The 21,320-nt window shown below is 37.2% G+C and carries 23 protein-coding genes and 4 tRNA genes; 26 read left to right on the forward strand and 1 reads right to left on the reverse strand.

Features of this window, described 5'->3' with window-relative positions; genetic code table 11:
* Window positions 1-31 precede the first annotated feature (31 nt).
* The 13 genes from QM524_RS13885 to QM524_RS13945 all read left to right on the forward strand — a co-directional run bounded on the left by QM524_RS13885 (window position 32) and on the right by QM524_RS13945 (window position 11,354).
* Complete coding sequence (locus QM524_RS13885; protein WP_095161134.1) at window positions 32-556, forward strand: DUF3341 domain-containing protein; 525 nt, start codon at window positions 32-34, stop codon at window positions 554-556.
* A gap of 58 nt (window positions 557-614) precedes the next feature.
* Window positions 615-1,232 (forward strand): c-type cytochrome, encoded by a 618-nt coding sequence (locus QM524_RS13890; RefSeq protein ID WP_095161135.1) that lies wholly within the window; start codon window positions 615-617, stop codon window positions 1,230-1,232.
* A gap of 90 nt (window positions 1,233-1,322) precedes the next feature.
* Window positions 1,323-2,657: a quinol:cytochrome C oxidoreductase gene (locus QM524_RS13895; protein ID WP_166576963.1), complete on the forward strand. Its 1,335-nt coding sequence runs from the start codon at window positions 1,323-1,325 to the stop codon at window positions 2,655-2,657.
* A 120-nt stretch (window positions 2,658-2,777) separates the two neighbouring features.
* Complete coding sequence (locus QM524_RS13900) at window positions 2,778-3,893, forward strand: cytochrome c oxidase subunit II (protein ID WP_166576964.1); 1,116 nt, start codon at window positions 2,778-2,780, stop codon at window positions 3,891-3,893.
* A 55-nt stretch (window positions 3,894-3,948) separates the two neighbouring features.
* The gene (locus tag QM524_RS13905; protein ID WP_095161137.1) at window positions 3,949-5,838 is read left to right on the forward strand and encodes a cytochrome c oxidase subunit I; all 1,890 of its coding nucleotides are present in this window, start codon (window positions 3,949-3,951) and stop codon (window positions 5,836-5,838) included.
* 140 nt (window positions 5,839-5,978) lie between these two features.
* Window positions 5,979-6,941, forward strand: a complete 963-nt coding sequence (locus QM524_RS13910; protein ID WP_283345056.1) for a COX15/CtaA family protein — start codon at window positions 5,979-5,981, stop codon at window positions 6,939-6,941.
* Window positions 6,942-6,959: 18 nt separating this feature from the next.
* Window positions 6,960-7,847 (forward strand): heme o synthase, encoded by an 888-nt coding sequence (gene cyoE / locus QM524_RS13915; protein ID WP_283345057.1) that lies wholly within the window; start codon window positions 6,960-6,962, stop codon window positions 7,845-7,847.
* Between the two features lie 44 nt (window positions 7,848-7,891).
* Window positions 7,892-8,488 (forward strand): cytochrome c oxidase subunit 3, encoded by a 597-nt coding sequence (locus tag QM524_RS13920; protein ID WP_229241869.1) that lies wholly within the window; start codon window positions 7,892-7,894, stop codon window positions 8,486-8,488.
* A 56-nt stretch (window positions 8,489-8,544) separates the two neighbouring features.
* Window positions 8,545-9,300, forward strand: a complete 756-nt coding sequence (locus QM524_RS13925; protein WP_095161140.1) for a cytochrome c oxidase subunit 3 — start codon at window positions 8,545-8,547, stop codon at window positions 9,298-9,300.
* A 71-nt stretch (window positions 9,301-9,371) separates the two neighbouring features.
* On the forward strand, window positions 9,372-9,689 hold the full coding sequence (locus QM524_RS13930; protein WP_166551621.1) for a cytochrome C oxidase subunit IV family protein: 318 nt from the start codon (window positions 9,372-9,374) through the stop codon (window positions 9,687-9,689).
* A 69-nt stretch (window positions 9,690-9,758) separates the two neighbouring features.
* Complete coding sequence (locus QM524_RS13935) at window positions 9,759-10,484, forward strand: SCO family protein (RefSeq protein ID WP_095161186.1); 726 nt, start codon at window positions 9,759-9,761, stop codon at window positions 10,482-10,484.
* 50 nt (window positions 10,485-10,534) lie between these two features.
* A complete protein-coding gene (locus QM524_RS13940) occupies window positions 10,535-11,074 on the forward strand; it encodes a DUF420 domain-containing protein (protein ID WP_095161141.1) in 540 nt (179 codons plus the stop codon).
* Between the two features lie 10 nt (window positions 11,075-11,084).
* Window positions 11,085-11,354: a hypothetical protein gene (locus QM524_RS13945; protein WP_095161142.1), complete on the forward strand. Its 270-nt coding sequence runs from the start codon at window positions 11,085-11,087 to the stop codon at window positions 11,352-11,354.
* 59 nt (window positions 11,355-11,413) lie between these two features.
* Here QM524_RS13945 and murI read toward each other — a convergent pair whose 3' ends face one another.
* Window positions 11,414-12,220 carry a glutamate racemase gene (murI, locus tag QM524_RS13950; protein ID WP_283345058.1) on the reverse strand — a complete coding sequence of 269 codons (807 nt, stop codon included), beginning with the start codon at window positions 12,218-12,220 and terminating at the stop codon, window positions 11,414-11,416.
* A gap of 143 nt (window positions 12,221-12,363) precedes the next feature.
* Between murI and QM524_RS13955 the strand changes: the two genes are divergently transcribed.
* The 13 genes from QM524_RS13955 to QM524_RS14015 all read left to right on the forward strand — a co-directional run bounded on the left by QM524_RS13955 (window position 12,364) and on the right by QM524_RS14015 (window position 21,320).
* Window positions 12,364-12,939 carry an RNA polymerase sigma factor gene (locus QM524_RS13955; RefSeq protein ID WP_166551620.1) on the forward strand — a complete coding sequence of 192 codons (576 nt, stop codon included), beginning with the start codon at window positions 12,364-12,366 and terminating at the stop codon, window positions 12,937-12,939.
* Between the two features lie 8 nt (window positions 12,940-12,947).
* Window positions 12,948-13,781: a hypothetical protein gene (locus QM524_RS13960; protein ID WP_283345059.1), complete on the forward strand. Its 834-nt coding sequence runs from the start codon at window positions 12,948-12,950 to the stop codon at window positions 13,779-13,781.
* A 90-nt stretch (window positions 13,782-13,871) separates the two neighbouring features.
* The gene (locus tag QM524_RS13965) at window positions 13,872-15,053 is read left to right on the forward strand and encodes an outer membrane beta-barrel protein (protein WP_283345060.1); all 1,182 of its coding nucleotides are present in this window, start codon (window positions 13,872-13,874) and stop codon (window positions 15,051-15,053) included.
* Between the two features lie 242 nt (window positions 15,054-15,295).
* Window positions 15,296-15,378: transfer RNA gene (locus QM524_RS13970), tRNA-Tyr, on the forward strand.
* Between the two features lie 54 nt (window positions 15,379-15,432).
* Window positions 15,433-15,505 (forward strand) — tRNA-Gly (locus QM524_RS13975).
* Window positions 15,506-15,632: 127 nt separating this feature from the next.
* Window positions 15,633-15,707, forward strand: a tRNA-Thr gene (locus QM524_RS13980).
* A gap of 119 nt (window positions 15,708-15,826) precedes the next feature.
* Entirely contained in the window at window positions 15,827-17,014 is a 1,188-nt protein-coding gene (gene tuf / locus QM524_RS13985) for an elongation factor Tu (protein ID WP_095161146.1), read from the forward strand.
* A 246-nt stretch (window positions 17,015-17,260) separates the two neighbouring features.
* A tRNA-Trp gene (locus tag QM524_RS13990) sits at window positions 17,261-17,331 on the forward strand.
* 166 nt (window positions 17,332-17,497) lie between these two features.
* Window positions 17,498-17,689 carry a preprotein translocase subunit SecE gene (secE, locus tag QM524_RS13995; protein ID WP_095161147.1) on the forward strand — a complete coding sequence of 64 codons (192 nt, stop codon included), beginning with the start codon at window positions 17,498-17,500 and terminating at the stop codon, window positions 17,687-17,689.
* Between the two features lie 67 nt (window positions 17,690-17,756).
* Complete coding sequence (gene nusG / locus QM524_RS14000; protein ID WP_095161148.1) at window positions 17,757-18,308, forward strand: transcription termination/antitermination protein NusG; 552 nt, start codon at window positions 17,757-17,759, stop codon at window positions 18,306-18,308.
* A 62-nt stretch (window positions 18,309-18,370) separates the two neighbouring features.
* Window positions 18,371-19,204 (forward strand): mechanosensitive ion channel family protein, encoded by an 834-nt coding sequence (locus QM524_RS14005; protein ID WP_283345061.1) that lies wholly within the window; start codon window positions 18,371-18,373, stop codon window positions 19,202-19,204.
* 175 nt (window positions 19,205-19,379) lie between these two features.
* Window positions 19,380-19,979 (forward strand): RNA polymerase sigma factor, encoded by a 600-nt coding sequence (locus QM524_RS14010; protein ID WP_283345062.1) that lies wholly within the window; start codon window positions 19,380-19,382, stop codon window positions 19,977-19,979.
* Between the two features lie 330 nt (window positions 19,980-20,309).
* Window positions 20,310-21,320, forward strand: coding sequence for a FecR family protein (locus tag QM524_RS14015; RefSeq protein WP_283345063.1), 1,011 nt, complete (start codon window positions 20,310-20,312; stop codon window positions 21,318-21,320).

Below are 21,320 nucleotides of genomic sequence, written 5' to 3' on the forward strand. Positions count from 1 at the left end.
AAATCAATATCAAGACATAACGAATATTAAAATGAATACAACAGAAAAATACTTGGTTGGAGTTTACGACGATGAGGACGAGGTATTACACGCAGTAACTGAAGTAAAAGGAAAAGGCGTGAAAATTGAGGAAGTATATACTCCTTTCCCAATCCACGGACTTGATACTGCTATCGGTCACCCGCGTACAAGAATTCCTATCGCTGCATTCTTGTTTGGTTTAACAGGTTTGACTTGTGCTCAGTTCTTGATTAACTATACAATGGTTTTTGACTGGCCAATGATTATCGGTGGTAAAGACTTCTTCGCATTACCAGACTGGATTCCAGTTACTTTCGAAGGTACGGTATTGTTCACTGCATTTGGTATGGTATTTACCTTCTTTGTATCAAATAGCTTGTGGCCAGGTAAAAAGCCAAAAACATTTGATTTAAGAAGTACTGACGATAAGTTCATCATGACCATTAACATGGGAACTAACAAGAAATCTGAAGCTGAGATCGAAGAAATTTTAAAGGCTTCTGGTGCTATCGAAGTGAATGTAAAGCAATTCTAAGCATTGAACCTTAGGAATACCCTAAAGCAATGTCCAACGACTAATTAAAATCAAAAATATGTTAACTAATAAATACATAGGTCTGTTTTTATCGGGAGTTGTTGCTTTATCTGCAACTTCTTGTAAAGATAGCCATAATGATACAGGGACAGAGTTTGCGCCAAACATGTATCACTCGGTTGCATACGAACCAATGACTCAAACTGAGGGTGAGTTGAATACAATCAACCCTTACGGTATGAACATGCGTACTCCTGTTAAAGGGACAGTACCACGCGAAAAATTTGCTGCTGCTGATGGAGACACAGTAAACAGCAAATTAATGAAAATGGATATGATTGCTCGTAATATCGGTAAAGACGATATGGCTTCTTCTGAAGCGTTGTTGTCAAACCCATATCCAGCAACCCCCGAAAACATTGAAGCAGGTAAGACTCAATATGAAAGATATTGCCAACACTGCCATGGTGAAGCTGGTAAAGGCGATGGCTTAGTAGCAAAAATGTACAAAGGGGTTCCAGTTTATTCATCGGATGCCTTGAAAAGTGTAAACGACGGTCATATTTACCATACAATTACTCATGGTAAAGGACGTATGTGGTCACACGCTTCTCAAATTTCATCAGCAGACCGTTGGAAAATTGTACTTTACGTACACGAATTGCAAAAGCAGTAATTTACAATTTGTAATTATTGCGCATAGTCAAAAAAGCATCAATGTTGATGCAATCTTTCATACTATTAAACTTACAAACTTATAAGTATAATGGCGGGACATTCACATTTTTCCCCAGCAAACGTCGAGGAGTTTTATGAATTTACTCCGGAGGCACGCAAGAGAGTGATCACTGCGATGATCATTGGTGCTGTGCTTTTGGGTATTGGCGTTTTCTTCTTAGGAAGTGGTGAGCACGAAGCTGCTCACGCAGTGGCAGGTCATGCTGCTGAACATGGCGGAGAGCACCTTTCTGGCGGTGCAGCTTCTCACCATGAATCACCTTGGAATCCATTAAATCGTCTTTGGGTTAACCTTTGGATGAATGGTGTTTTCTTCTCAGGTATTGCCGTAATCGGTATGTTCTTTGTTGCAGTACAATACCTTGCTAAAGCAGGTTGGTCATCTGTAGTAAAAAGAATTCCTGAAGCTTTCCCTAGATTCTTGTATTTTACCTTCCCTGTATTGCTTTTGTTATTCATCTTCAAAGGCGATGTGATCTTCCACTGGATGCACCATGGAATCACTGATCCAGCAAGTGAGCATTACGATAAAATTATTGCAGGTAAAAAAGGATATTTGAACTTCACATTCTTCTTGGTTCGCTTGGTTGCTATTTTTACTGTATGGATTGTTCTTTGGAACATGATGCGTAAAAAATCAATCGAGGAAGATTTGAACGGTGGAACTCAAAACTTTTTTGACATGGTACGTATCGGTACTGGTTTTGTTGTAGCAATGGGTATTTCTTCTTCATTGTCTGCTTGGGACTGGGTTATGTCTATCGATACTCACTGGTTCTCAACCATGTTTGGATGGTACATGTTCTCTAGCTGGCACGTAACTGGTTTGGCTACTATTACATTGACAGTATTGTTGTTGAAAGACAAAGGATATATGCAATATGTTAGCGATAGCCACTTGCATGACTTAGGTAAATTCATGTTTGCATTCTCTATTTTCTGGACTTACGTATGGTTTGCTCAATTCTTATTGATTTACTATGCTAACATGCCAGAAGAAACAATCTACTTCTTAGAGCGTTGGGAAGGTCACAATAAAGTGTACAAAGCAGTTGAAATCTTGAACGTGTTCATGAACTTCTTCTTCCCATTCTTGATCATGATGACTCGTGATGCAAAACGTACTCCGATTTTCTTGAAAATCTGTTGTTTCTTTGTGATTGTAGGTCACTATTTGGATTTCTACCAAATGATCATGCCAGGTACGGTTGGTCCTCACGGTGGATTCGGATTAGTTGAATTTGGTACTGTTATTTTGTTTGCTTCAGCATTTGTTTATGTTGTTTCAACAGAATTAACAAAAGCGTCTTTGGTTGCTAAAAACCACCCATTATTGGAAGAGTCGCTTCACCACGATATTTAGTGACTAATTGGATGCCTACGGGCATCCAATTATTTTCTCAGAATTTTCGAATTCGGTAAAACATTTTTGCTGAACATTTCATTTTAAGAATTAGATTCAAAACAATAAATTAATTCAGACATGACATATCTAATAGGTCTTTTGTCAGTAGTATTCTTGGGTTTGGCAATTATGATTGTCTCTAAGAGTATTGCTCTTTCGAAAGGTATTCAGGGTGCTGATGACTCTGATGCTCGCGTAGATGGGGCCAATAATGGTAATGCCTTTGGTTTTCTAGTATTCCTTGTATTAGGTTCTATTGCCGCTGCTTGGTCTTTCTTACACTCACAGCCAGACTTCCTTCCAGTTGCTGGTTCAGAACACGGTTTGAAAACAGACCAAATGTTCTGGATTTCAATGGGTGTTGTTACAGCTGCTTTCTTCTTAACTAACACATTGTTGTTTGTTTTTGCTTTCTTGTACCGTTACAAGAAAAACAATGTAGCTACTTTCTATCCAGTAAACCACAAGTTAGAAATCATTTGGACAATTATTCCAGCTATCGTAATGGCCGTATTGGTATTTACAGGTTGGAGAATTTGGAGAGATATTACAAAACAAGCTCCAGACAATGCAGTAGTTATAGAAGTTACAGGTCACCAATTTGGTTGGTATGTACGTTACGCTGGGAACGATGATAACAAATTGGGTAACCAAAATTATAAGTTGATTGACGATACAAATCAAATTGGTATCGACTTCACTGACGAAAGTTCTTTTGACGACTTTACAGCAAATGAATTACACTTACCAAAAGGTGTACCTGTTTTGTTGAAAATTAAAGCACAAGACGTACTTCACTCTGTATACTTGCCATACCAAAGAGTTAAGATGGATGCCGTTCCAGGTATGCCTACTAAATTCTGGTTTGTAGCAAACAAATCTACAGATGAGATGCGTGCAGAGTTAGGTAAATCTGACTTCAACTACAAGTTGAACTGTACAGAAATCTGTGGTCGTGGTCACTTCGGTATGGCTATCACAGTATTTGTTGATGAACCAGAAGATTATAAAGCTTGGGTTGCACAACAAAAACCTTTCTTGACTCAAAATCCTGATTATTTAGCAAAAGTTCCTGAAAAGTTAAAAGGTAAAGCTCAAAAGTATGTTCCTGCTGAAGCTCCTGCAGCCGAATCAGATAGTACTCAAGCTGCTGCTGGTGCAGCTCCTGCAACTGCTTCTTTGAGAAGAAGATAATCAATTTTTGAAATAGAGTTTTGAACAATTACTATTAGAATAATCATTGTAATCTATGGCAACTGCGACACTACACGCAAACGACACTCACGCACATGGTCATGACCACGAGCATGAGCATCACGAGCCTGGCTTCATTAGAAAGTATATTTTCTCTGAAGACCACAAAACTATTGCAAAGCAATATTTGATTACAGGTATCATCTGGGCTTTCTTCGGTGGTGCTTTGTCAATTATCTTCCGTTTACAACTTGGTTTCCCTAACATGAACCTTGACTGGTTGAAGCCAGTTTTAGGTGAGTGGATTGTGGAAGGTAAATTGGAAAAAGAGTTTTATCTAGCTCTAGTAACTATGCACGGTACCATCATGGTATTCTTTGTATTGACTGCTGGTTTGTCTGGTACATTCTCTAACTTCTTAATTCCATTACAGATTGGTGCTAGAGATATGGCTTCAGGTTTCTTGAACATGTTGTCATATTGGTTCTTCTTCCTTTCGTCTGTAATCATGTTTGCGTCTCTTTTCATTGAGACAGGACCTGCTTCAGGTGGTTGGGTGATTTATCCTCCATTGTCAGCTTTACCACAAGCTATGCCAGGTTCTGGTCTAGGTATGACTATGTGGTTGACAAGTATGACCTTCTTTATTGTATCACAATTGTTGGGTGGTGTAAACTATATCACTACAGTTATCAACTTGCGTACAAGAGGTATGTCATTCACTAAAATGCCTTTGACTATTTGGGCGTTTTTCTTTACTGCAGTATTAGGTTTGTTATCATTCCCAGTATTGTTGTCTGCTGCCTTGTTGTTGATTTTTGACCGTAGCTTCGGTACATCATTCTACTTGTCTGAAATCTATATCGGCGGTGAAGCTCTTCCAAACGTAGGTGGTTCAGCTATTTTGTACCAACACTTGTTCTGGTTCTTAGGTCACCCTGAGGTGTATATCGTATTGTTACCTGCTTTAGGTATTACTTCTGAGGTTATTGCAACCAACGCTCGTAAGCCTATCTTTGGTTACCGTGCTATGATCGGATCTATGATGGGTATTACAGTTCTTGCGTTTATCGTATGGGCTCACCACATGTTCGTAACAGGTATGAATCCATTCTTAGGTTCAGTGTTTATGTTCTTGACGTTGATTATCGCGGTTCCTTCAGCAGTTAAAGCGTTTAACTACATTACAACCCTATGGAAAGGTAATATCATCTTTACACCAGGTATGTTGTTCTCTATCGGTCTTGTATCGTTGTTTATTTCAGGTGGTGTTACTGGTATCATCTTAGGTAACTCTGCATTGGATATCAACTTGCACGATACTTACTTCGTAGTAGCTCACTTCCACTTAGTAATGGGTGCTGCATCATTCTTCGGATTGTTGGCAGGTGTGTACCACTGGTTCCCTAAATTGTTTGGTCGTATGATGAACAATACTTTAGGATATGTTCACTTCTGGTTGACATTTGCGGGTGTTTACTGTGTATTCTTCCCAATGCACTACATTGGTATCGCAGGTTTCCCTCGTCGTTACTATTCATTTACTGCTTTGGCAAACAATGCACAAGATACATTTGCTGATTTGAATGCATTTATCTCAATCGCTGCGATTTTGACATTTGCTGCTCAAGCAATCTTTGCATTCAACTTCTTCTATTCAATTTTCAAAGGTAAAAAAGCTACGCAAAACCCTTGGAATTCGAATACGTTGGAATGGACTACGCCAATCAACGTAGGTCACGGAAACTGGGAGGGAGAAATTCCAGCAGTATATCGTTGGCCTTATGATTACAGCAAACCAGGTTCAGCTTCTGACTTTATTCCTCAAAACGTTCCATTCTCAGCAACTCCTGAGTCGAACTTCCCAGAGGAAAATGAAGAAATTGCTAAAGAAAAAGAAATCGAAGGTTTGTTGGCGGTACAAAATGATGTTTACAATCATTAATAACTGCTCATATTGATTTGAGAATGTAGAGTGTGGAAAATCTACACTCTACATTCTCAAATTCATTTTAGGGAAATACCCAATTATATTTTTTCAAGATTTGATTCTTTCGATTCAATCTAAAATCCAATTTTAAACTTATGTGGTTCCGTAAGCTTGGTCTTGTTACAATCGTCTCTATTTACTTATTAGTATTGGCAGGAGGGATTGTAAGAAGCACGGGGTCGGGAATGGGTTGTCCGGACTGGCCAAAGTGTTTTGGCATGTGGGTTCCTCCCACAGAGGTAAGTCAGTTACCTCCTAATTATCAGGAAATTTATGCAGAGAAACTTCACGGAGAAGTGGAGTTCAACCCTGTAAAAACATGGATTGAGTATGTGAATAGATTGGTAGGTGCGTTTACAGGTATTGTAGTTTTTGGCGTTTTTTTGGCTTCATTTAGCTATCGTAAAAGAGATAAAAGCTTAATTTATTTATCATTTCTTGCAGTAGTATTAATTGGAGCAAATGCAGCATTAGGAAAATTTGTTGTTGACTCGTTCTTGAAACCTGGCGTAGTTACAGCGCATATGCTTCTAGCAATTTTGGTTGTTTTTGTATTACTCTACTCAATTGCAAGAGGATGGTCTGAAGTGACAGAAACTGAAAAAGTAACAAACAAGTCCTTATTAAGTAAGATATTAACGCTTCTTTTGATCTTGTCTACCGCACAAGTATTGATTGGTACTCAAGTTCGAGAGGCTATTGATAAAATAATAGCAAACCCTATTTTTGGTTACGATCGTTCTACTTGGATAGAACAATTGGGTTTGTCTTTTTACATACATCGCTCTTTCTCATTAGTATTATTAGGCTTACACATTTATTTGATTGTTCAGCTCAAAAAGAATATTCAATCTGAAGGAATTCTATATAAGTTTTTCAGAGCACTAGTACTATTGGTTGTTGTTGAAATTGTATCAGGCGCCGTGATGGCGTATTTTAGTGTACCTGCTTTTATTCAGCCTGTACACCTTACATTAGCGATTGTAGCACTTGGATTGCAATTTGTAATTTTATTGTTGCTCAATTCTGAAAAAGTCTTTCAAAAGGAAACGGCGTAAACGAACGTCAAGTAACAAATGGTTACCACAAACGAAAACATCTCAATAGGTATTGCTGGTAAAGTAAAAGCATATTATGAGTTATTGAAATTTAGATTATCATTCCTAGTTGCATTTTCTGGAGCATTTGGGTATTCTCTTGCTGTTGAAAGAATTGATTGGGGACGTTTGATTTTGATTAGTCTAGCTGGTTTTTTGATTACAGGAGCTGCTAATATTGTCAATCAAATCAAAGAAATTGAGTTGGATAAACTCATGAAACGAACTGCGGGCCGTCCACTTCCAACTGGACGCTTATCAGTCACAGAAGCTTCAGTATACTGTTTGATTTTATTAGTTTTATCGAGCTATATATTGTTTTTCGAATTCAACTTCAAATCGGGAGTTATAGGAGTTCTTTCTTTTATTTTATATGGATTTGTATACACTCCACTTAAAAGAGTAGGACCCATTTCTGTATTTGTTGGAGCAATTCCTGGAGCTTTTCCTCCAATGATTGGTTGGGTTGCGGCTACAAACCACTTTGGGTTGGAGCCAGGTATATTGTTCGCTATTCAATTCTTTTGGCAGTTTCCTCACTTTTGGGCAATTGCGTGGGTTGCTGATGAAGATTACCAGAATGCTGGTTTTAAAATGCTACCCAACAATGGACACAAAGATTTGCGTACAGCTATTACCATTATGATTTATACGATCTTTTTGGTACCATGCGGCTTCGTTCCGTATATGCTTGGAATGACAGGCGTAAACTCAGCAATGGTTGCCGTACTTTGTGGTGTATTGTTTTTATCTCAAACCTTTTACTTAATGATGAAACCAACAGATAAATCAGCTCTGATGATGATGTTTGGCTCTTTTATCTACCTACCAATTGTTCAGATTGCCTTCTTGATGGATAAGGTATAGTGTGTAAAACAACAGATAGAAACAACAAGCAAAAACAAAATAAGATGACACAAGAACATTTGAAGGATATAGATATGGGTGAAGAACCTGTAAAAACTATGTCGATGAACCCGAAAAAGTTTATGTTGTGGCTTGCAATTGCATCGATTACCATGATGTTTGCAGGTTGGACTTCGGGATATTTAGTAAGAAAAGCAGAAGGAAATTGGCATGAATTTGACTTACCAAATATTTTCCTGTATTCTACAGCGGTATTGGTTGTAAGTAGTGTGTTTATGCATTTGGCAGTAAGAGCCGCAAAAAAAGACAACTTCAATACACTCAAAATAGCAATTTCTATTACTTTTGCATTTGGGATGGCCTTCTTGTTTATGCAATGGTATGGTTTCTCAGACCTTGTAAAGAATCAATTGCACTTCTCTGGAAGTGACGTTGCAGCCTCTTGGATTTACGTTTTTGTAGGAATTCACGGATTGCATATTATATCTGGTTTGGTTGTACTTTTGTTTTCATTGGTATCTTCATTCAGATTAAGCATTAATGCTAATAACTTAACAAGAATACAATTGTGTGCTACGTATTGGCACTTCCTCGATGGGCTCTGGTTGTATTTGTTCTTTTTCTTGTATTTTAATCGTTAATATTTAACGGTGATTGATAATCTAGTAATTAATATTTAACCAAAAAAGTAAAAAAGATGTCTTCAATTCACGCAGCACCTGCTGTTCCTGAGAAACTGACATGGGCGGGTGGTTCAGAACCTTTGAAAGCGAGCTATGGAAAACTAATGATGTGGTTCTTCTTGCTTTCAGATACTTTTACATTCTCAGCGTTGTTGGTCTCTTACGGAATGATCCGTTTTAGTCAACCTGCTTGGACAGGCGCTCACGAAAAGTTTTACTTCGCTACGACTCACTGGCCTATTCCTGAGAAGGTATTCGAGGCAATGCCATTCTTCCACGGCGAAGCTCCATTGGTGTTTGTTGGTATTATGACATTCATCTTGATTTTTAGTTCTGTAACTATGGTATTGGCAGTAGAAGCTGGTCACAGAGGCGACCGTGCTGCTGTTGAGAAATGGTTGTTGTGGACAATTATCGGTGGTTTTACTTTCTTAGGTTCTCAAGCTTGGGAATGGTCTCACTTCATTGCTGGTCCTCACGATTTAGCAAAAGCTGCTAAAGATGCATTGGGTAATCCAATCGTTGGGGCAAATCTTACACAGAACCCTTATGGTCCTCCAGCATTTGCAGACTTGTTCTTCTTTATCACTGGTTTCCACGGAACTCACGTGTTTTCAGGTGTAATTTTGATTATCATGGTGTTCTTCAACACTGCTACAGGTTTATATGATCGTCGTGGTCACTACGAAATGGTAGAGAAAGTAGGTCTTTACTGGCACTTTGTAGACCTTGTATGGGTATTCGTATTTACATTCTTCTATCTGGTTTAGTCTTTATGAGAAAATGTCATGGATAAATTTTATCCATGACATCATATATTTTTGAAAATATCTCTGAAATTATGGCATCACATTCACACTCTCACGCAACTGAGGAAAAAGTAATTCCACCAGCTCAGACTGGCGCTATCTGGAAAACATTCTGGATTCTTTTGATTTTGACTGCGATTGAATTTATCATCGCATTTACAATGCCTGCAAATGGTCTTCGTGTGGCAATCTTTGCTGGAATGACTATTGTAAAAGCATTTTATATTATTGGCGAATTCATGCACTTAAAACATGAAGTGAAGACATTGATTTGGATGATCTTGCTTCCAGTTATTTTCGTTGTATGGTTGTTGACTGCATTACTTTTTGAAGGCGGTCACTTGTATTGATCAGAAGCAATAAAGGTAGGCTGGCAAAATGCCAGCCTGTATTTTATTCAAGTATAAAGCATGATAAATATGCAAAAAGGTATCAAAGCTGGAATTCTAATCGTAGCATTAGCGGTTCCAGCTTTAATTTTTTTATTCTTGAGAGGTTTTGGTGAAAACCACTACAAACTCCCAAAGTTGATTCCTGTGATTGATTCTACTACAGGTTATATCAAGATGAAGAAAAACCCGAATCCGAAATGGGATGAACCCGAAATGGATACCGTTTTTCATACTATTCCTGATTGGACATTGACGAATGAGGAAGGAAAATCATTTACGAATAAACAACTGGCAGGAAAAATTTACGTAGCCGACTTCTTCTTTACAAGATGTACTTCTATTTGTCCTAAAATGTCTACTCAGTTGACTAGAGTACAAGATACTTTTGGGCAAGATAAAGATGTAGAGTTTGCTTCGTTTACGGTAGACCCTTCTCACGATACCCCCGAAATGCTACGCGAATACGCCAAACAATATGATGCTATTCCAGGAAAATGGCACTTTTTGACAGGTACTCGACAACAGTTATACCCATTGGCCGTAAAAGGATATTATATTCCAGTGGCAGATGCGTCAGAATATGATAAAGCGGTAAAAACACCAGATGAGACTTTTATTCATTCCGAAAAATTGATTCTTGTCGATAAAGAGGGGTATATCCGAGGGTTTTATGACGGAACAGATAAAAAAGACGTAGATCGATTGATGCTGGAAATTAAAGTACTTCAAAAAATTTACGAAACAGAAAAGTAAATATTGAAGTTATATCAATAAACAAAACGTAATAGATAATCCACTAAAACATGGCATCTTTTTCGATTCAGAAGGATAAGAAGAATGACAAAATCGTCAACGTCCTTGCTATCGCTATTCCAGTTGCGGTTGCACTCTTAATAGGTATTCGCCAAAAAATTGATTTAGGAAGTTGGACAAAAATATTGCCTCATGTCATAGGCATTTTGAATACTACAACATCCATTACACTCCTTTTGGGATATTCGTACATTAAAAAACAAAATCTTGAAGGGCATCGTAAAATGATGATGCTTTCTTTCGTTCAAGGTGCTTTGTTCTTGGTACTTTATATCTTGTATCATATTTCAAATGATTCAACTCCATATGGAGGTCAAGGTTTGTTACGTCCCATTTACTATTTCTTCCTACTTACCCATATTCTATTGTCAGTAGGGGTGGTTTGGTTTGTACTCAAAGCTGTATATTTTGCGTTGAGTAATCAAATTGCAGAGCATAAAAAAGTTGTTAAATGGGCATTTCCATTGTGGCTTTATGTGTCAGTAACAGGAGTAATAGTTTACTTGATGATTTCTCCATATTATCAATAATTCAAATTGTATGAAAAAGGTATTATTAGTTTTATTGCTAAGCGTAGTTTCGACTACCATGAGTTTTGCTCAATGTGCTATGTGCCGTTCGGTAGTAGAAAGTACGGTATCGAATGGAAGAAGCCAAATTGCATCAAACCTAAATACAGGGATTTTATATCTTTTGTCAGTACCGTATGTGTTGGCAATGGTTATTGGTTTTCTTTGGTGGAGAACTTCCAATCAAGGCTTAAGCCCTAAAGACATAATGCGTAGAAAATTGAAGCAAGCTTTTAAATAATAAAAAAACCTGTCTCGAAAGAGACAGGTTTTTTTATTATAATGAATTCATGCCTAATACTATTCCCAAAGCGGATAGTGTTGAAGTCGAATTTGTTCACCAAAAAATATTTTCGTTGATGTTTCAAATGATTGTGTATAATCAGAAACATAAAAGTGACGAATATGTGCATTCATCTCATTGAGTAAATGATTGTTTTCTAAATAATCATAAAGTGATTTTGCTACAATCTCAGAGGTGTCCAAAACTGTTACCTTACCATCGTAATACTGGTTAATTTGTTTTTTGATAAGGGGATAATGCGTACAACCCAAAATCAATGCTTCGATATCGTCTAATGTAGCGTTTTGAAGGTATTCATTAATAATACTTTCAGAAATATTATGATTAAAAAAACCTTCCTCTATCATCGGTGCTAAGAGTGGCGTCGCCAAAGATTTTAGCATAATACCTTTTTCAAGAAAGTCTATCTTTTTTCGGTAAATATTAGAGTTTACAGTCTGTTTGGTCCCAATTAATCCAATGGTCTTATTGGCATAATTTTCTCCAAGAAAAGCCACCACAGGGTCAATTACATTCATGACTTTCGCTTTGCTTCCTACATATTCTTTTACTAGTTCATAGGCAGCAGCAGAAGCAGAATTACAAGCAATTAAAATTACCTTACATTTTTGTTGTAATAAGACATTACAAATTTTGATAGAATATGCCTGAATGGCAGTCGCCGATTTGTCACCATAGGGCAAATGGGCAGTATCACCAAAGTAGATGATATTTTCGTTTGGGAGTAATCTCGTAACAGCATGTGCTACCGTGAGTCCACCAATACCACTATCAAAAATTCCAATTGGAGCGGATGTATGCATAAATAATGTGGGGTAAAAAGGAATTGCCGAAAATATAATCTGTTTTTCAAAAAAATTTCGTAAAGTTGAAAATTCATTACAATTCATGCAACCTTTCTAGCACCTTTTTCATCTACCTATTACAAAACTAAACCAAGACAATTATCGTGAAAATTTTACAACTCGGCGGTTTATCACTCTTTCAAAGCGAGGAAGCTCTGGTCAAAGCCTGTCAGAAAGGCGACCCCAAAGCTCAGCGAAGAGTGTATGAAAAATACTCCTCTAGAATGCTGGGAGTATGTTTTAGATATGTACACGATGATTTTGAAGCAGAAGAGATAATGATTGAAGGATTTGTGAAGGTTTTTGAAAAGATTGATACTTTCAAATTAGAAGGAAGTTTTGAAGGATGGATTAGAAGAGTCATGGTAAACGAAGCATTAATGTATTTAAGACGTACCAAAAATGCCAAACTTGAAATGAGCTATGATAATATCCTTTATGAACCAGAACCCGAACAATTTAGTACCCAATTAGAGGTAGATGATCTGATGAAATTAATAGAAACACTACCTATCGGTTATCGCACTGTTTTTAATTTGTACGCTATCGAAGGTTATTCTCACGCAGAAATAGCTGCATCTTTAGGAATAACAGAAAGTACTTCTAAATCACAATTATCAAGAGCTAGAGTTATATTGCAAAATGCAATAGCTCAACAAAAATCAACAGTTAATTAGCAGACAAAATGGAAAAGCATAATATAGATAAACTATTTGACGAACGTTTGCAAAATTATGAGCGTAAACCTAGACCAGAAGCATGGGATAAGTTGCAGGCTAAATTACAGCAAAACGAAACCAAAATAGTACCACTGTGGTGGAAAGTGGCCCGCGCGGCGTCGGTAGTTATATTATTAGGCGCAGCAGGTTATTGGGCATTCCATACAAATAGTGAAACAGAAATATCTGTGGCAGAAAAAACTAGTACTACGCAACAACCGTCAGGAGATTTACAAGCTGGAAGTCAAGGTTCTCAAATGCAGTCACAGTTGCCTGATCGTATTGTACCAATGAAGGAAGTTGTAGCTCAGAAGAAATCAGATAATAAAAATTCTTGGAAGACTACTAACCCAAAATCAGGTACACTTCGGGTGCATCAAAACCCATTGGTAGAGCCTAACAAAGATTTATCGGAAAATACCCTAGCTACAGTTGATCCGATACAGCCTGTATCAAAAACCAATAATACCATCGTATTACTAATGGAGCCAAGTCCTGAACCTGCTAGTTCGCCAAAAACTTCAGAGACAATTGTTTTAGCAATGGTAGATGCAATGGATACAGGTGGGACTGAAAGACCCCGACCATCGGTATGGACTGACGAACTCAATACCAAGAAAACGAGTAAATTTGGTAAACTTTGGCAACAACTCAAAAGAGCAAAAAATGGAGAAGGTGTAGATTGGAACGAGCTTGGTGTCAAACCTCAAAAAGTGCTTGCACGTGCTGATGCAAAGCTAGAAAATACGAAGGAGTCTATCGTAGAATCAGTGAAAGAGATAAAAAATAACGAAAAATAAAATTATCACGCAACCTAAGGCAATCGACTTGCATCTAGGAGATATAAAACAAATTAGAACTTTCTAAATCGAGTATAAATCATTAAAGTCATGAAATCTATAAGCCAATTAGATGTAACAGTAAACTGGGTAAAATTGTACATCGTCGCATTTTTTATGGTATTAGCAATTCAGCCAACAATTGCAAGAAATACTGAGACTGACTCAACAGTCATCAAAATAGATAAGAGAAACCAGACCGTTTTAGAGAGAGGTAAACCCAACGTAAGTTTGAAAGAGGATATACAGGCACTTTTTCAAAAAAGTGGAATGACCTTGGACGATGCTACATGGATTGGAATAAGAAGGGTGGTTAATAGTGATATTACAAAAGACACTGTTTTGGTAATATCACAAAATAACAAAACAATCAACGTAGCTATTAAAGCAAATGCTTCTTCTAATACCAATAGAAATAATGGGTCGTCAGGAAATAATGGTTCTAAAGGTGGCGTAAGTGTGGGTGCTGGAGGAGTACACATTCAAGATGGAAGAGATGAAGTCCATGTGAGTATTAATGGAGTAGTGGTAAAAGATGGTAGTGAAGAAACCAGAGTGATGTGGAGAGATACAGCAAAAGTGGCACGCAGAAATGGGGAATTTGCCTCTCGTTCAGGATTTAATATCTATTTTGGTTTAAATAGCTTTACTAATACGGGTTCTATAAGCGGTATATACAATACGAAAGACTTTGAATTAAGTCCATTTGGCTCTCGTTATTTCGGTTTTGGATGGACTCGTAGTGCAGCCATTAGTAAAGGAAGCAGTGCAGCTTTGAAAATAAGCTACGGATTGGAGTTTTCTTGGTACAATTTCATGTATGAAAATAACAGATATGAAATAAAAGGAAATAACAATATAGAATTTAGAGACTATGTTGATGACAAAGGACAACCTGTAGACTTATCAAGAAATAAATTAACGGTAGCTTATATTAATCTTCCTGTAATGCCATATGTGGCATTTAAAAAGAGTAGCACAGTCACTTATATCGGATTTGGGGGATATGTTGGTTACAGATTAGATAGCTATACCAAGACAAAAGAATCTGACAGTGGTAGAAAACTTTGGAATCACAGCAGTTTTTACTTGAATAATCTTCGCTATGGACTTGCTTTGGAGCTTGGTTTGAAAGATTTTCCAGATTTATTTGTGAATTATGATTTGTCACAATTGTACCAAACAGGCTATGGCCCTAAAATTAGTGGCTTAAGTTTTGGTATTCGTTTCTAAAAAATCAAAAAAAAATAATTTTTTTTCGGGGCTTAATGTACTAGATAAGAAGTATATTAAGCCTTGATTTTTAAAATATTACAATGTTAGTTACGGGATGTTTAGCTATGTTTTTTGAGTTTTATTGAAAAAAAAGTAAAAATTTTTTTTCAATAATGTTTTGACTTAATCAAAAATCTACCTAGTTTTGCACACTCTTTCACGGGAACGTTACAAGAAACGGAAACAAAAGAGAAAAATGAGGGGATATACCAGAGTGGCCAAATGGGGCAGACTGTAAATCTGCTGACTTATGTCTTCGGTGGTTCGAATCCATCTGTCCCCACAAGTTTAGAGTTTAGGGAAACTTTTTCGAAACTTTTTAACCAGTTATAGAAAAGCGGGAGTAGCTCATTTGGTAGAGCGATAGCCTTCCAAGCTATAGGTGGCGGGTTCGAGCCCCGTCTCCCGCTCAAGAAATTAAGATGGTTGATTGTTAATAGTTAATAGTTAATAGTTTAGCGAATTAGCGATTAACGATTAACCATTTTTGTTTGTGGTCTACTTCAGTTTGGATTCACGAGAAAGCATTCAACGTCTGCCTTTGTAGCTCAGTGGTAGAGCACTTCCTTGGTAAGGAAGAGGTCGGCAGTTCAATCCTGCTCAAAGGCTCCATTCAAAACAACAAATAGTTAAATAGGAGCTATCAAGTATCTTTTATCTTTGGTTGTTGGAAGTTGAAAGGTATCAATTTTTTCATTCTTTTTATAAAACTAATTAAGAACTAAATAATCATGGCAAAAGAGAATTTTGACCGTAGTAAACCTCACGTAAACATTGGTACTATCGGTCACGTTGACCACGGTAAAACTACTTTGACTGCTGCCATCACTAAGGTGTTGTCAGAAAAAGGACTTGCTGAAAAGAAAGATTTCTCATCAATTGACTCAGCTCCTGAAGAAAAAGAGCGTGGTATCACAATCAACACAGCTCACGTAGAGTACCAAACAGAAAACCGTCACTATGCACACGTTGACTGTCCAGGTCACGCCGATTACGTGAAAAACATGGTAACTGGTGCTGCTCAAATGGACGGTGCTATCATCGTAGTAGCTGCAACTGACGGTCCAATGCCACAAACTCGCGAGCACATCCTTTTGTCTCGTCAAGTAGGTGTACCTCAATTGGTAGTGTTCATGAACAAAGTGGACATGGTTGATGACCCAGAATTGTTAGAACTAGTTGAAATGGAAATCCGTGAATTGTTGTCATTCTATGAATTTGACGGCGATAACATTCCAGTAATTCAAGGTTCTGCTTTAGGTGGTTTGAACGGTGAGCCAAAATGGGTTGCTACTATCGAAGCTTTGATGGATGCTGTTGATAACTGGATTCCACTTCCAAAACGTGATATCGATAAGCCATTCTTGATGCCAGTTGAAGACGTATTCTCGATTACAGGTCGTGGTACTGTAGCAACAGGTCGTATCGAAACTGGTGTTATCAACTCTGGTGATCCAGTTGAAATCTTAGGTATGGGTGCTGAGAACTTGAAATCTACTGTAACAGGGGTTGAAATGTTCCGTAAAATCCTTGACCGTGGTGAAGCTGGTGACAACGTAGGTTTGTTGTTGCGTGGTATTGACAAAGAATCTATCCGTCGTGGTATGGTTATTTGTAAGCCAGGTTCAGTTAAGCCTCACTCTAAATTCAAAGCAGAGGTTTATATCTTGTCTAAAGAAGAAGGTGGTCGTCACACTCCATTCTTTAACAAATACCGTCCTCAGTTCTACTTCCGTACAACTGACGTAACAGGTGAAATCATGTTGCCAGAAGGTATCGAAATGTGTATGCCAGGTGATAACTTGACTATCGACGTTACATTGTTGAACAAAGTAGCTATGGACAAAGGTCTTCGTTTCGCTATCCGTGAAGGTGGACGTACAGTAGGTGCTGGTCAGGTAACTGAAATCTTAGACTAATTCTAGGATTAACCATATAAAAAGGCGCTATCGTAAGATAGCGCCTTTTATTTTATAGATTATTGAGCTTTTTATCTAGTTCGGTATTTGTAAATAACAGTTTTTTATAAAAAATATTAATTTTAAGTTTTTGAGTAACAATGTTTTATGTGAATAGTTTTAATGAAAGTTAAAAATATTACAGAAAACCTAGGTCGGGTGCTTGGAAATACAAAATTGAACTGTTACCTTTGCAATCCAAACAATACGGGCATAGTATAAAGGTAGTACAGAGGTCTCCAAAACCTTCGGTCTGGGTTCGAGTCCTGGTGCCCGTGCAAAGTAAGTTCCGATTTTTAGTTTCGAGTTTCAGATTAATTATTTAAATTAGTCGGAATTTTAAGCTAGAATTCGGAACTTTAAAGTTTATAAAGGATAGCATCACTTTTTACAAGCGAAAAGCAAACCAAAGAAAGCTCGTAGCTTCATAACATTACAAAGAACATGAATAAGTTAACACAATTATTTAAAGATTCTTGGACTGAAGTTACAGAAAACGTAACATGGCCAAAGTTTAGTGAATTGCAAGCAAGCTCTACGCTAGTACTGGTTGCTTCTTTGATTTTTGCTCTTGTGGTTGGTCTTATCGACTTTTTGTTCAAGTCTGGTCTAGAGTTGTTCTATCAGTCATTCTAATTGAGCTGACGAACTGTTCCTTTACAAACAGATTTTGTTCTCAATCTCAAAGAAATCATTATTAAAGATGGCAGAAACTAATTGGTATGTCTTGAGAGCAGTTTCAGGACAGGAGAAAAAGATAAAAACATATCTTGAGAACGAGGTGCAAAGACAGGGTCTTACAGAGTACGTTCCTCAAGTAATGTTACCTACTGAAAAGACTTACGAAATTCGTAACGGTAAGAAAATTGTTCGTGAAAAAACTCTTTTTCCTGGCTATGTTTTCGTAGAAGCTGATATTAAATATGGTGAGGTTTCACACATTATTACTTCAATGCCAGGTGTAATTGGTTTCTTGAGCTGGAATGATGGTAAAACGTCTAAAACACCAATCCCTTTACGTCAAAGTGAAATTAAGCGTATCTTAGGGAAAATTGATGAGGTTGCTCCAATTGAAGAAGTAGCAACATTGTCGTTTACAAAAGGAGAAACTATCAGAGTTATTGATGGTCCATTCTCTTCTTTTGAAGGTACTGTCGAAGAAATTTTTGACGATAAGAAGAAATTGAACGTTATGGTTAAAATCTTTGGCCGTAATACTCCAGTTGAACTAAATTACTCTCAAGTAGAGAAATAATCATATTTGACATTCGTTTTTAAAGCGTCCTTATCGTAAGGGCGCTTTATTTGTTTATAGCTATGAACTTTATGTATTTAGCCCATAATTATTTGACCAATTTTGAGGATAAAGTTTGGCCTTTACTACTGCAATATGGCACGAAGGTATTGATGTCATTATTGATGTTTTTGATTGGGCGTTTGCTTATCAAAAAAGTAATTGGTCTCATGCATTCCAAAATGAAATTGGAAAGTATTGATCCTGATGTACAGCCTTTTTTAGCATCCTTGGTTCGTGCTGCTCTCAATATTATGTTGGTATTAAGCTGCGCTGGAATCTTAGGAATAGAGACCTCTTCGTTTATCGCTGCACTTGGAGCCGCAGGATTAGCCATTGGCTTGGCACTACAAGGGAGTTTATCAAACTTTGCAGGTGGAGTACTTATATTAGTTTTTAAACCTTTTAGAGTAGGAGAATTGATTACAGTGCACGGCTATACTGGATATGTCGAATCAATTCAAATCTTCAATACGGTAATTAGTACAACGAGTCATCGAACCATTATTCTTCCAAACGGAAGCTTGTCAACCTCACCAGTGGTAAATATTTCAAGAAAAGGCATTATTCGTTTAGATATGCAATTTCAAGTCGCTATGACAAATGATATTGATGTAACACGTAAAGCCATTAGGGAAGTAATAGAGGAATGTACTTTTGTCCACAAAGATAAGAATAATGATGTTTTGGTAGGAAGGCTAACTGATAGCGCTATATATTGGGATGTTAAGCTATGGGTAAATGCTACAGATTTAGATAAGACACAATATTTTATGAATGAACATATCAAAAAGCACTTTGATAAAGAGGGAATTCAATTTCCTGATCCAGTGATTACTGTAAAAAGTATTGGCTAGCTAAAGCAAAAGCCCCTTTGTGAACTCAAAAGCACAAAGGGGCTTTTGCTTTTTATCGGTATAAATACTTAATTTAAATAGATAAGTGATATTTTGGTAAAATGTAGCATAGAGGATAGACTTAGTTTTTTTATAAATTTGTAATACTACGATAACTAATCACCAAGAGGCTTTGATGCAAACCAAGGATACATACTTATGGGAGACCTTTTTGACAGGGGGGCGAGAAGCTTTTGAGGCTATTTATAACCAGCATTATAAAGCGCTCTACGAGTATGGCATGCGCAAGTTACAAAATGAAGAACTCGTTCGTGATTATGTACATGATTTGTTTGTAAAGCTATGGATGAATCGTACTACAACAGGTACAACAGATAATATTCGATATTATTTACTAGCATCACTCCGCAATTTCATTCTGAACCAAACTGCCAAGAAAAGCAATCTATATTATGTGGATATGGAAGAAGCCGAATCCTTTCATATCACTTTTAATGCAGAAATAGAACTTACCAAGCTTGAACAATCCGATGAACAAGCTAAAAAGGTACTTCAGGCTTTAAATCAACTTAGCCCTCGTCAAAAGGAGGTGCTTTATTTACGTTATTTTGAGGAATTAGAATACAACGAGATTGCAGCCATGATGGATATCTCGGTAAAAGGTGTGTACAAGCTCAATAGTCGTGCTTTGGAAACCCTACGTGGTATTTTGGATATGCCAAACTCAAGTATTATCAGTCTTATTCTACTTCTTCGTCTAAAAGGAATTTTATAATAATTCCTTTCAGGCAACACTCTCTTCTATTTCCTACTAATAAAAGACGTTCTCTATTAATAATATATTCGTGAGTAAGAGTTTCTTCATATTCATTTAGTTTGTGTTTAGCTACGTAATATTCTGTAACAGTGACTTTTAGATAGTTTTTGTTGATGTTTTTATAAAACAGAAAAAATATTAACTGTTTGATAGTCAGTTGTTTGTTTTATTTTTAAATGAATAGTTACAGAAATATTAAAAAAATGTGAAAAAAAAATTGGCTTCTATGGGGTAATGGCAAAAATTATTCGGTTTGTATATATAGAAGCCAAATAAATCTGGCAATAGATGGAAAAGTACAATACATATTCTACGGAAGATTTTTTGAGTGATGCGGGTTTTATCCGTTGGATCAAAGAAGGTGCAGAAGAAGAACGACAACAGTGGGAGGAATGGCAAGAAAGTCAGCCTGAGAGTTTAAAAGCATATCAACAAGCAACGTTGATATTAAGGACGGTATTGACTGCCAAACGCATTGAACCAGCGAAAGATTTTGGTACAAGTCTATTTGCCGATATTCAAACGAGTATTGGACAACAAGAAAAACGAAATAAAATTATCAAATGGGTAAGAGTTGCTTCGGTTGCCGTAGCAGCTATGTTGATAATAGCGATAGGAATCGGTTGGTATGAACAATCAATGATTACTATTTCGACCGAATATGCACAGCAAAAAAGAATCACCTTGCCCGATAATAGTATAGTGACCTTAAATGCCAACTCCTCGATTAGTTTCCATCGAGCTTGGGCTTGGCAAAACAAACGTGAAGTGTGGGTAAGTGGGGAAGTGTATTTGAATGTAAAACATTTGAATGCCGACCCCACTCATATCCAAAACAAGGAAGAGTTTCGCCTGCATGCAGGAAAAATATTGGTGGATGTCTTAGGTACAGAATTTAATGTAAAACAGCGTCGCCAACAAGTTCAGATTGCGTTGTTGAGGGGTAAGATTAGAGTGCAAGCTGAAAATCAGTCTCAGGCTATTATCATGAAGCCAGGAGAGATTGTCCGTTACAATGGCATTTTGCAAAAACAAACCCTAGAACAAGCACGGAACGTGCCCGAGGCTTGGCTCGAAGGAAATATGGTTGTAAGTGGTCTGACTGCACGACAGATTATTGACAACTTCGAAGATACCTACGGGTACAAAGTCGTTCTAGAAGACTCAACCCTAGCGTCCAAGCAAATTGATGGAACTATAGCCTTCAATAGCGAGGAGACTATCCTTTACACCCTATCCAATATCTTAAACGTAAATATCTATAAAGAAGGAAGAATCATTTATTTAAGATCACGGTAA

Origin of the sequence: Flectobacillus roseus (assembly GCF_030056595.1) — a bacterium.
GTDB lineage: Bacteria > Bacteroidota > Bacteroidia > Cytophagales > Spirosomataceae > Flectobacillus > Flectobacillus roseus.

Excerpts from the sequence above, each read along its gene's own strand:
- QM524_RS13885 (WP_095161134.1), top strand. The coding sequence starts at position 32 with ATGAATACAACAGAAAAATACTTGGTTGGAGTTTACGACGATGAGGAC.
- QM524_RS13890 (WP_095161135.1), top strand. The coding sequence starts at position 615 with ATGTTAACTAATAAATACATAGGTCTGTTTTTATCGGGAGTTGTTGCT.
- QM524_RS13895 (WP_166576963.1), top strand. The coding sequence starts at position 1,323 with ATGGCGGGACATTCACATTTTTCCCCAGCAAACGTCGAGGAGTTTTAT.
- QM524_RS13900 (WP_166576964.1), top strand. The coding sequence starts at position 2,778 with ATGACATATCTAATAGGTCTTTTGTCAGTAGTATTCTTGGGTTTGGCA.
- QM524_RS13905 (WP_095161137.1), top strand. The coding sequence starts at position 3,949 with ATGGCAACTGCGACACTACACGCAAACGACACTCACGCACATGGTCAT.
- QM524_RS13910 (WP_283345056.1), top strand. The coding sequence starts at position 5,979 with ATGTGGTTCCGTAAGCTTGGTCTTGTTACAATCGTCTCTATTTACTTA.
- cyoE (WP_283345057.1), top strand. The coding sequence starts at position 6,960 with ATGGTTACCACAAACGAAAACATCTCAATAGGTATTGCTGGTAAAGTA.
- QM524_RS13920 (WP_229241869.1), top strand. The coding sequence starts at position 7,892 with ATGACACAAGAACATTTGAAGGATATAGATATGGGTGAAGAACCTGTA.
- QM524_RS13925 (WP_095161140.1), top strand. The coding sequence starts at position 8,545 with ATGTCTTCAATTCACGCAGCACCTGCTGTTCCTGAGAAACTGACATGG.
- QM524_RS13930 (WP_166551621.1), top strand. The coding sequence starts at position 9,372 with ATGGCATCACATTCACACTCTCACGCAACTGAGGAAAAAGTAATTCCA.
- QM524_RS13935 (WP_095161186.1), top strand. The coding sequence starts at position 9,759 with ATGCAAAAAGGTATCAAAGCTGGAATTCTAATCGTAGCATTAGCGGTT.
- QM524_RS13940 (WP_095161141.1), top strand. The coding sequence starts at position 10,535 with ATGGCATCTTTTTCGATTCAGAAGGATAAGAAGAATGACAAAATCGTC.
- QM524_RS13945 (WP_095161142.1), top strand. The coding sequence starts at position 11,085 with ATGAAAAAGGTATTATTAGTTTTATTGCTAAGCGTAGTTTCGACTACC.
- murI (WP_283345058.1), bottom strand. The coding sequence starts at position 12,220 with ATGCATACATCCGCTCCAATTGGAATTTTTGATAGTGGTATTGGTGGA.
- QM524_RS13960 (WP_283345059.1), top strand. The coding sequence starts at position 12,948 with ATGGAAAAGCATAATATAGATAAACTATTTGACGAACGTTTGCAAAAT.
- QM524_RS13965 (WP_283345060.1), top strand. The coding sequence starts at position 13,872 with ATGAAATCTATAAGCCAATTAGATGTAACAGTAAACTGGGTAAAATTG.
- tuf (WP_095161146.1), top strand. The coding sequence starts at position 15,827 with ATGGCAAAAGAGAATTTTGACCGTAGTAAACCTCACGTAAACATTGGT.
- secE (WP_095161147.1), top strand. The coding sequence starts at position 17,498 with ATGAATAAGTTAACACAATTATTTAAAGATTCTTGGACTGAAGTTACA.
- nusG (WP_095161148.1), top strand. The coding sequence starts at position 17,757 with ATGGCAGAAACTAATTGGTATGTCTTGAGAGCAGTTTCAGGACAGGAG.
- QM524_RS14005 (WP_283345061.1), top strand. The coding sequence starts at position 18,371 with ATGAACTTTATGTATTTAGCCCATAATTATTTGACCAATTTTGAGGAT.
- QM524_RS14010 (WP_283345062.1), top strand. The coding sequence starts at position 19,380 with ATGCAAACCAAGGATACATACTTATGGGAGACCTTTTTGACAGGGGGG.
- QM524_RS14015 (WP_283345063.1), top strand. The coding sequence starts at position 20,310 with ATGGAAAAGTACAATACATATTCTACGGAAGATTTTTTGAGTGATGCG.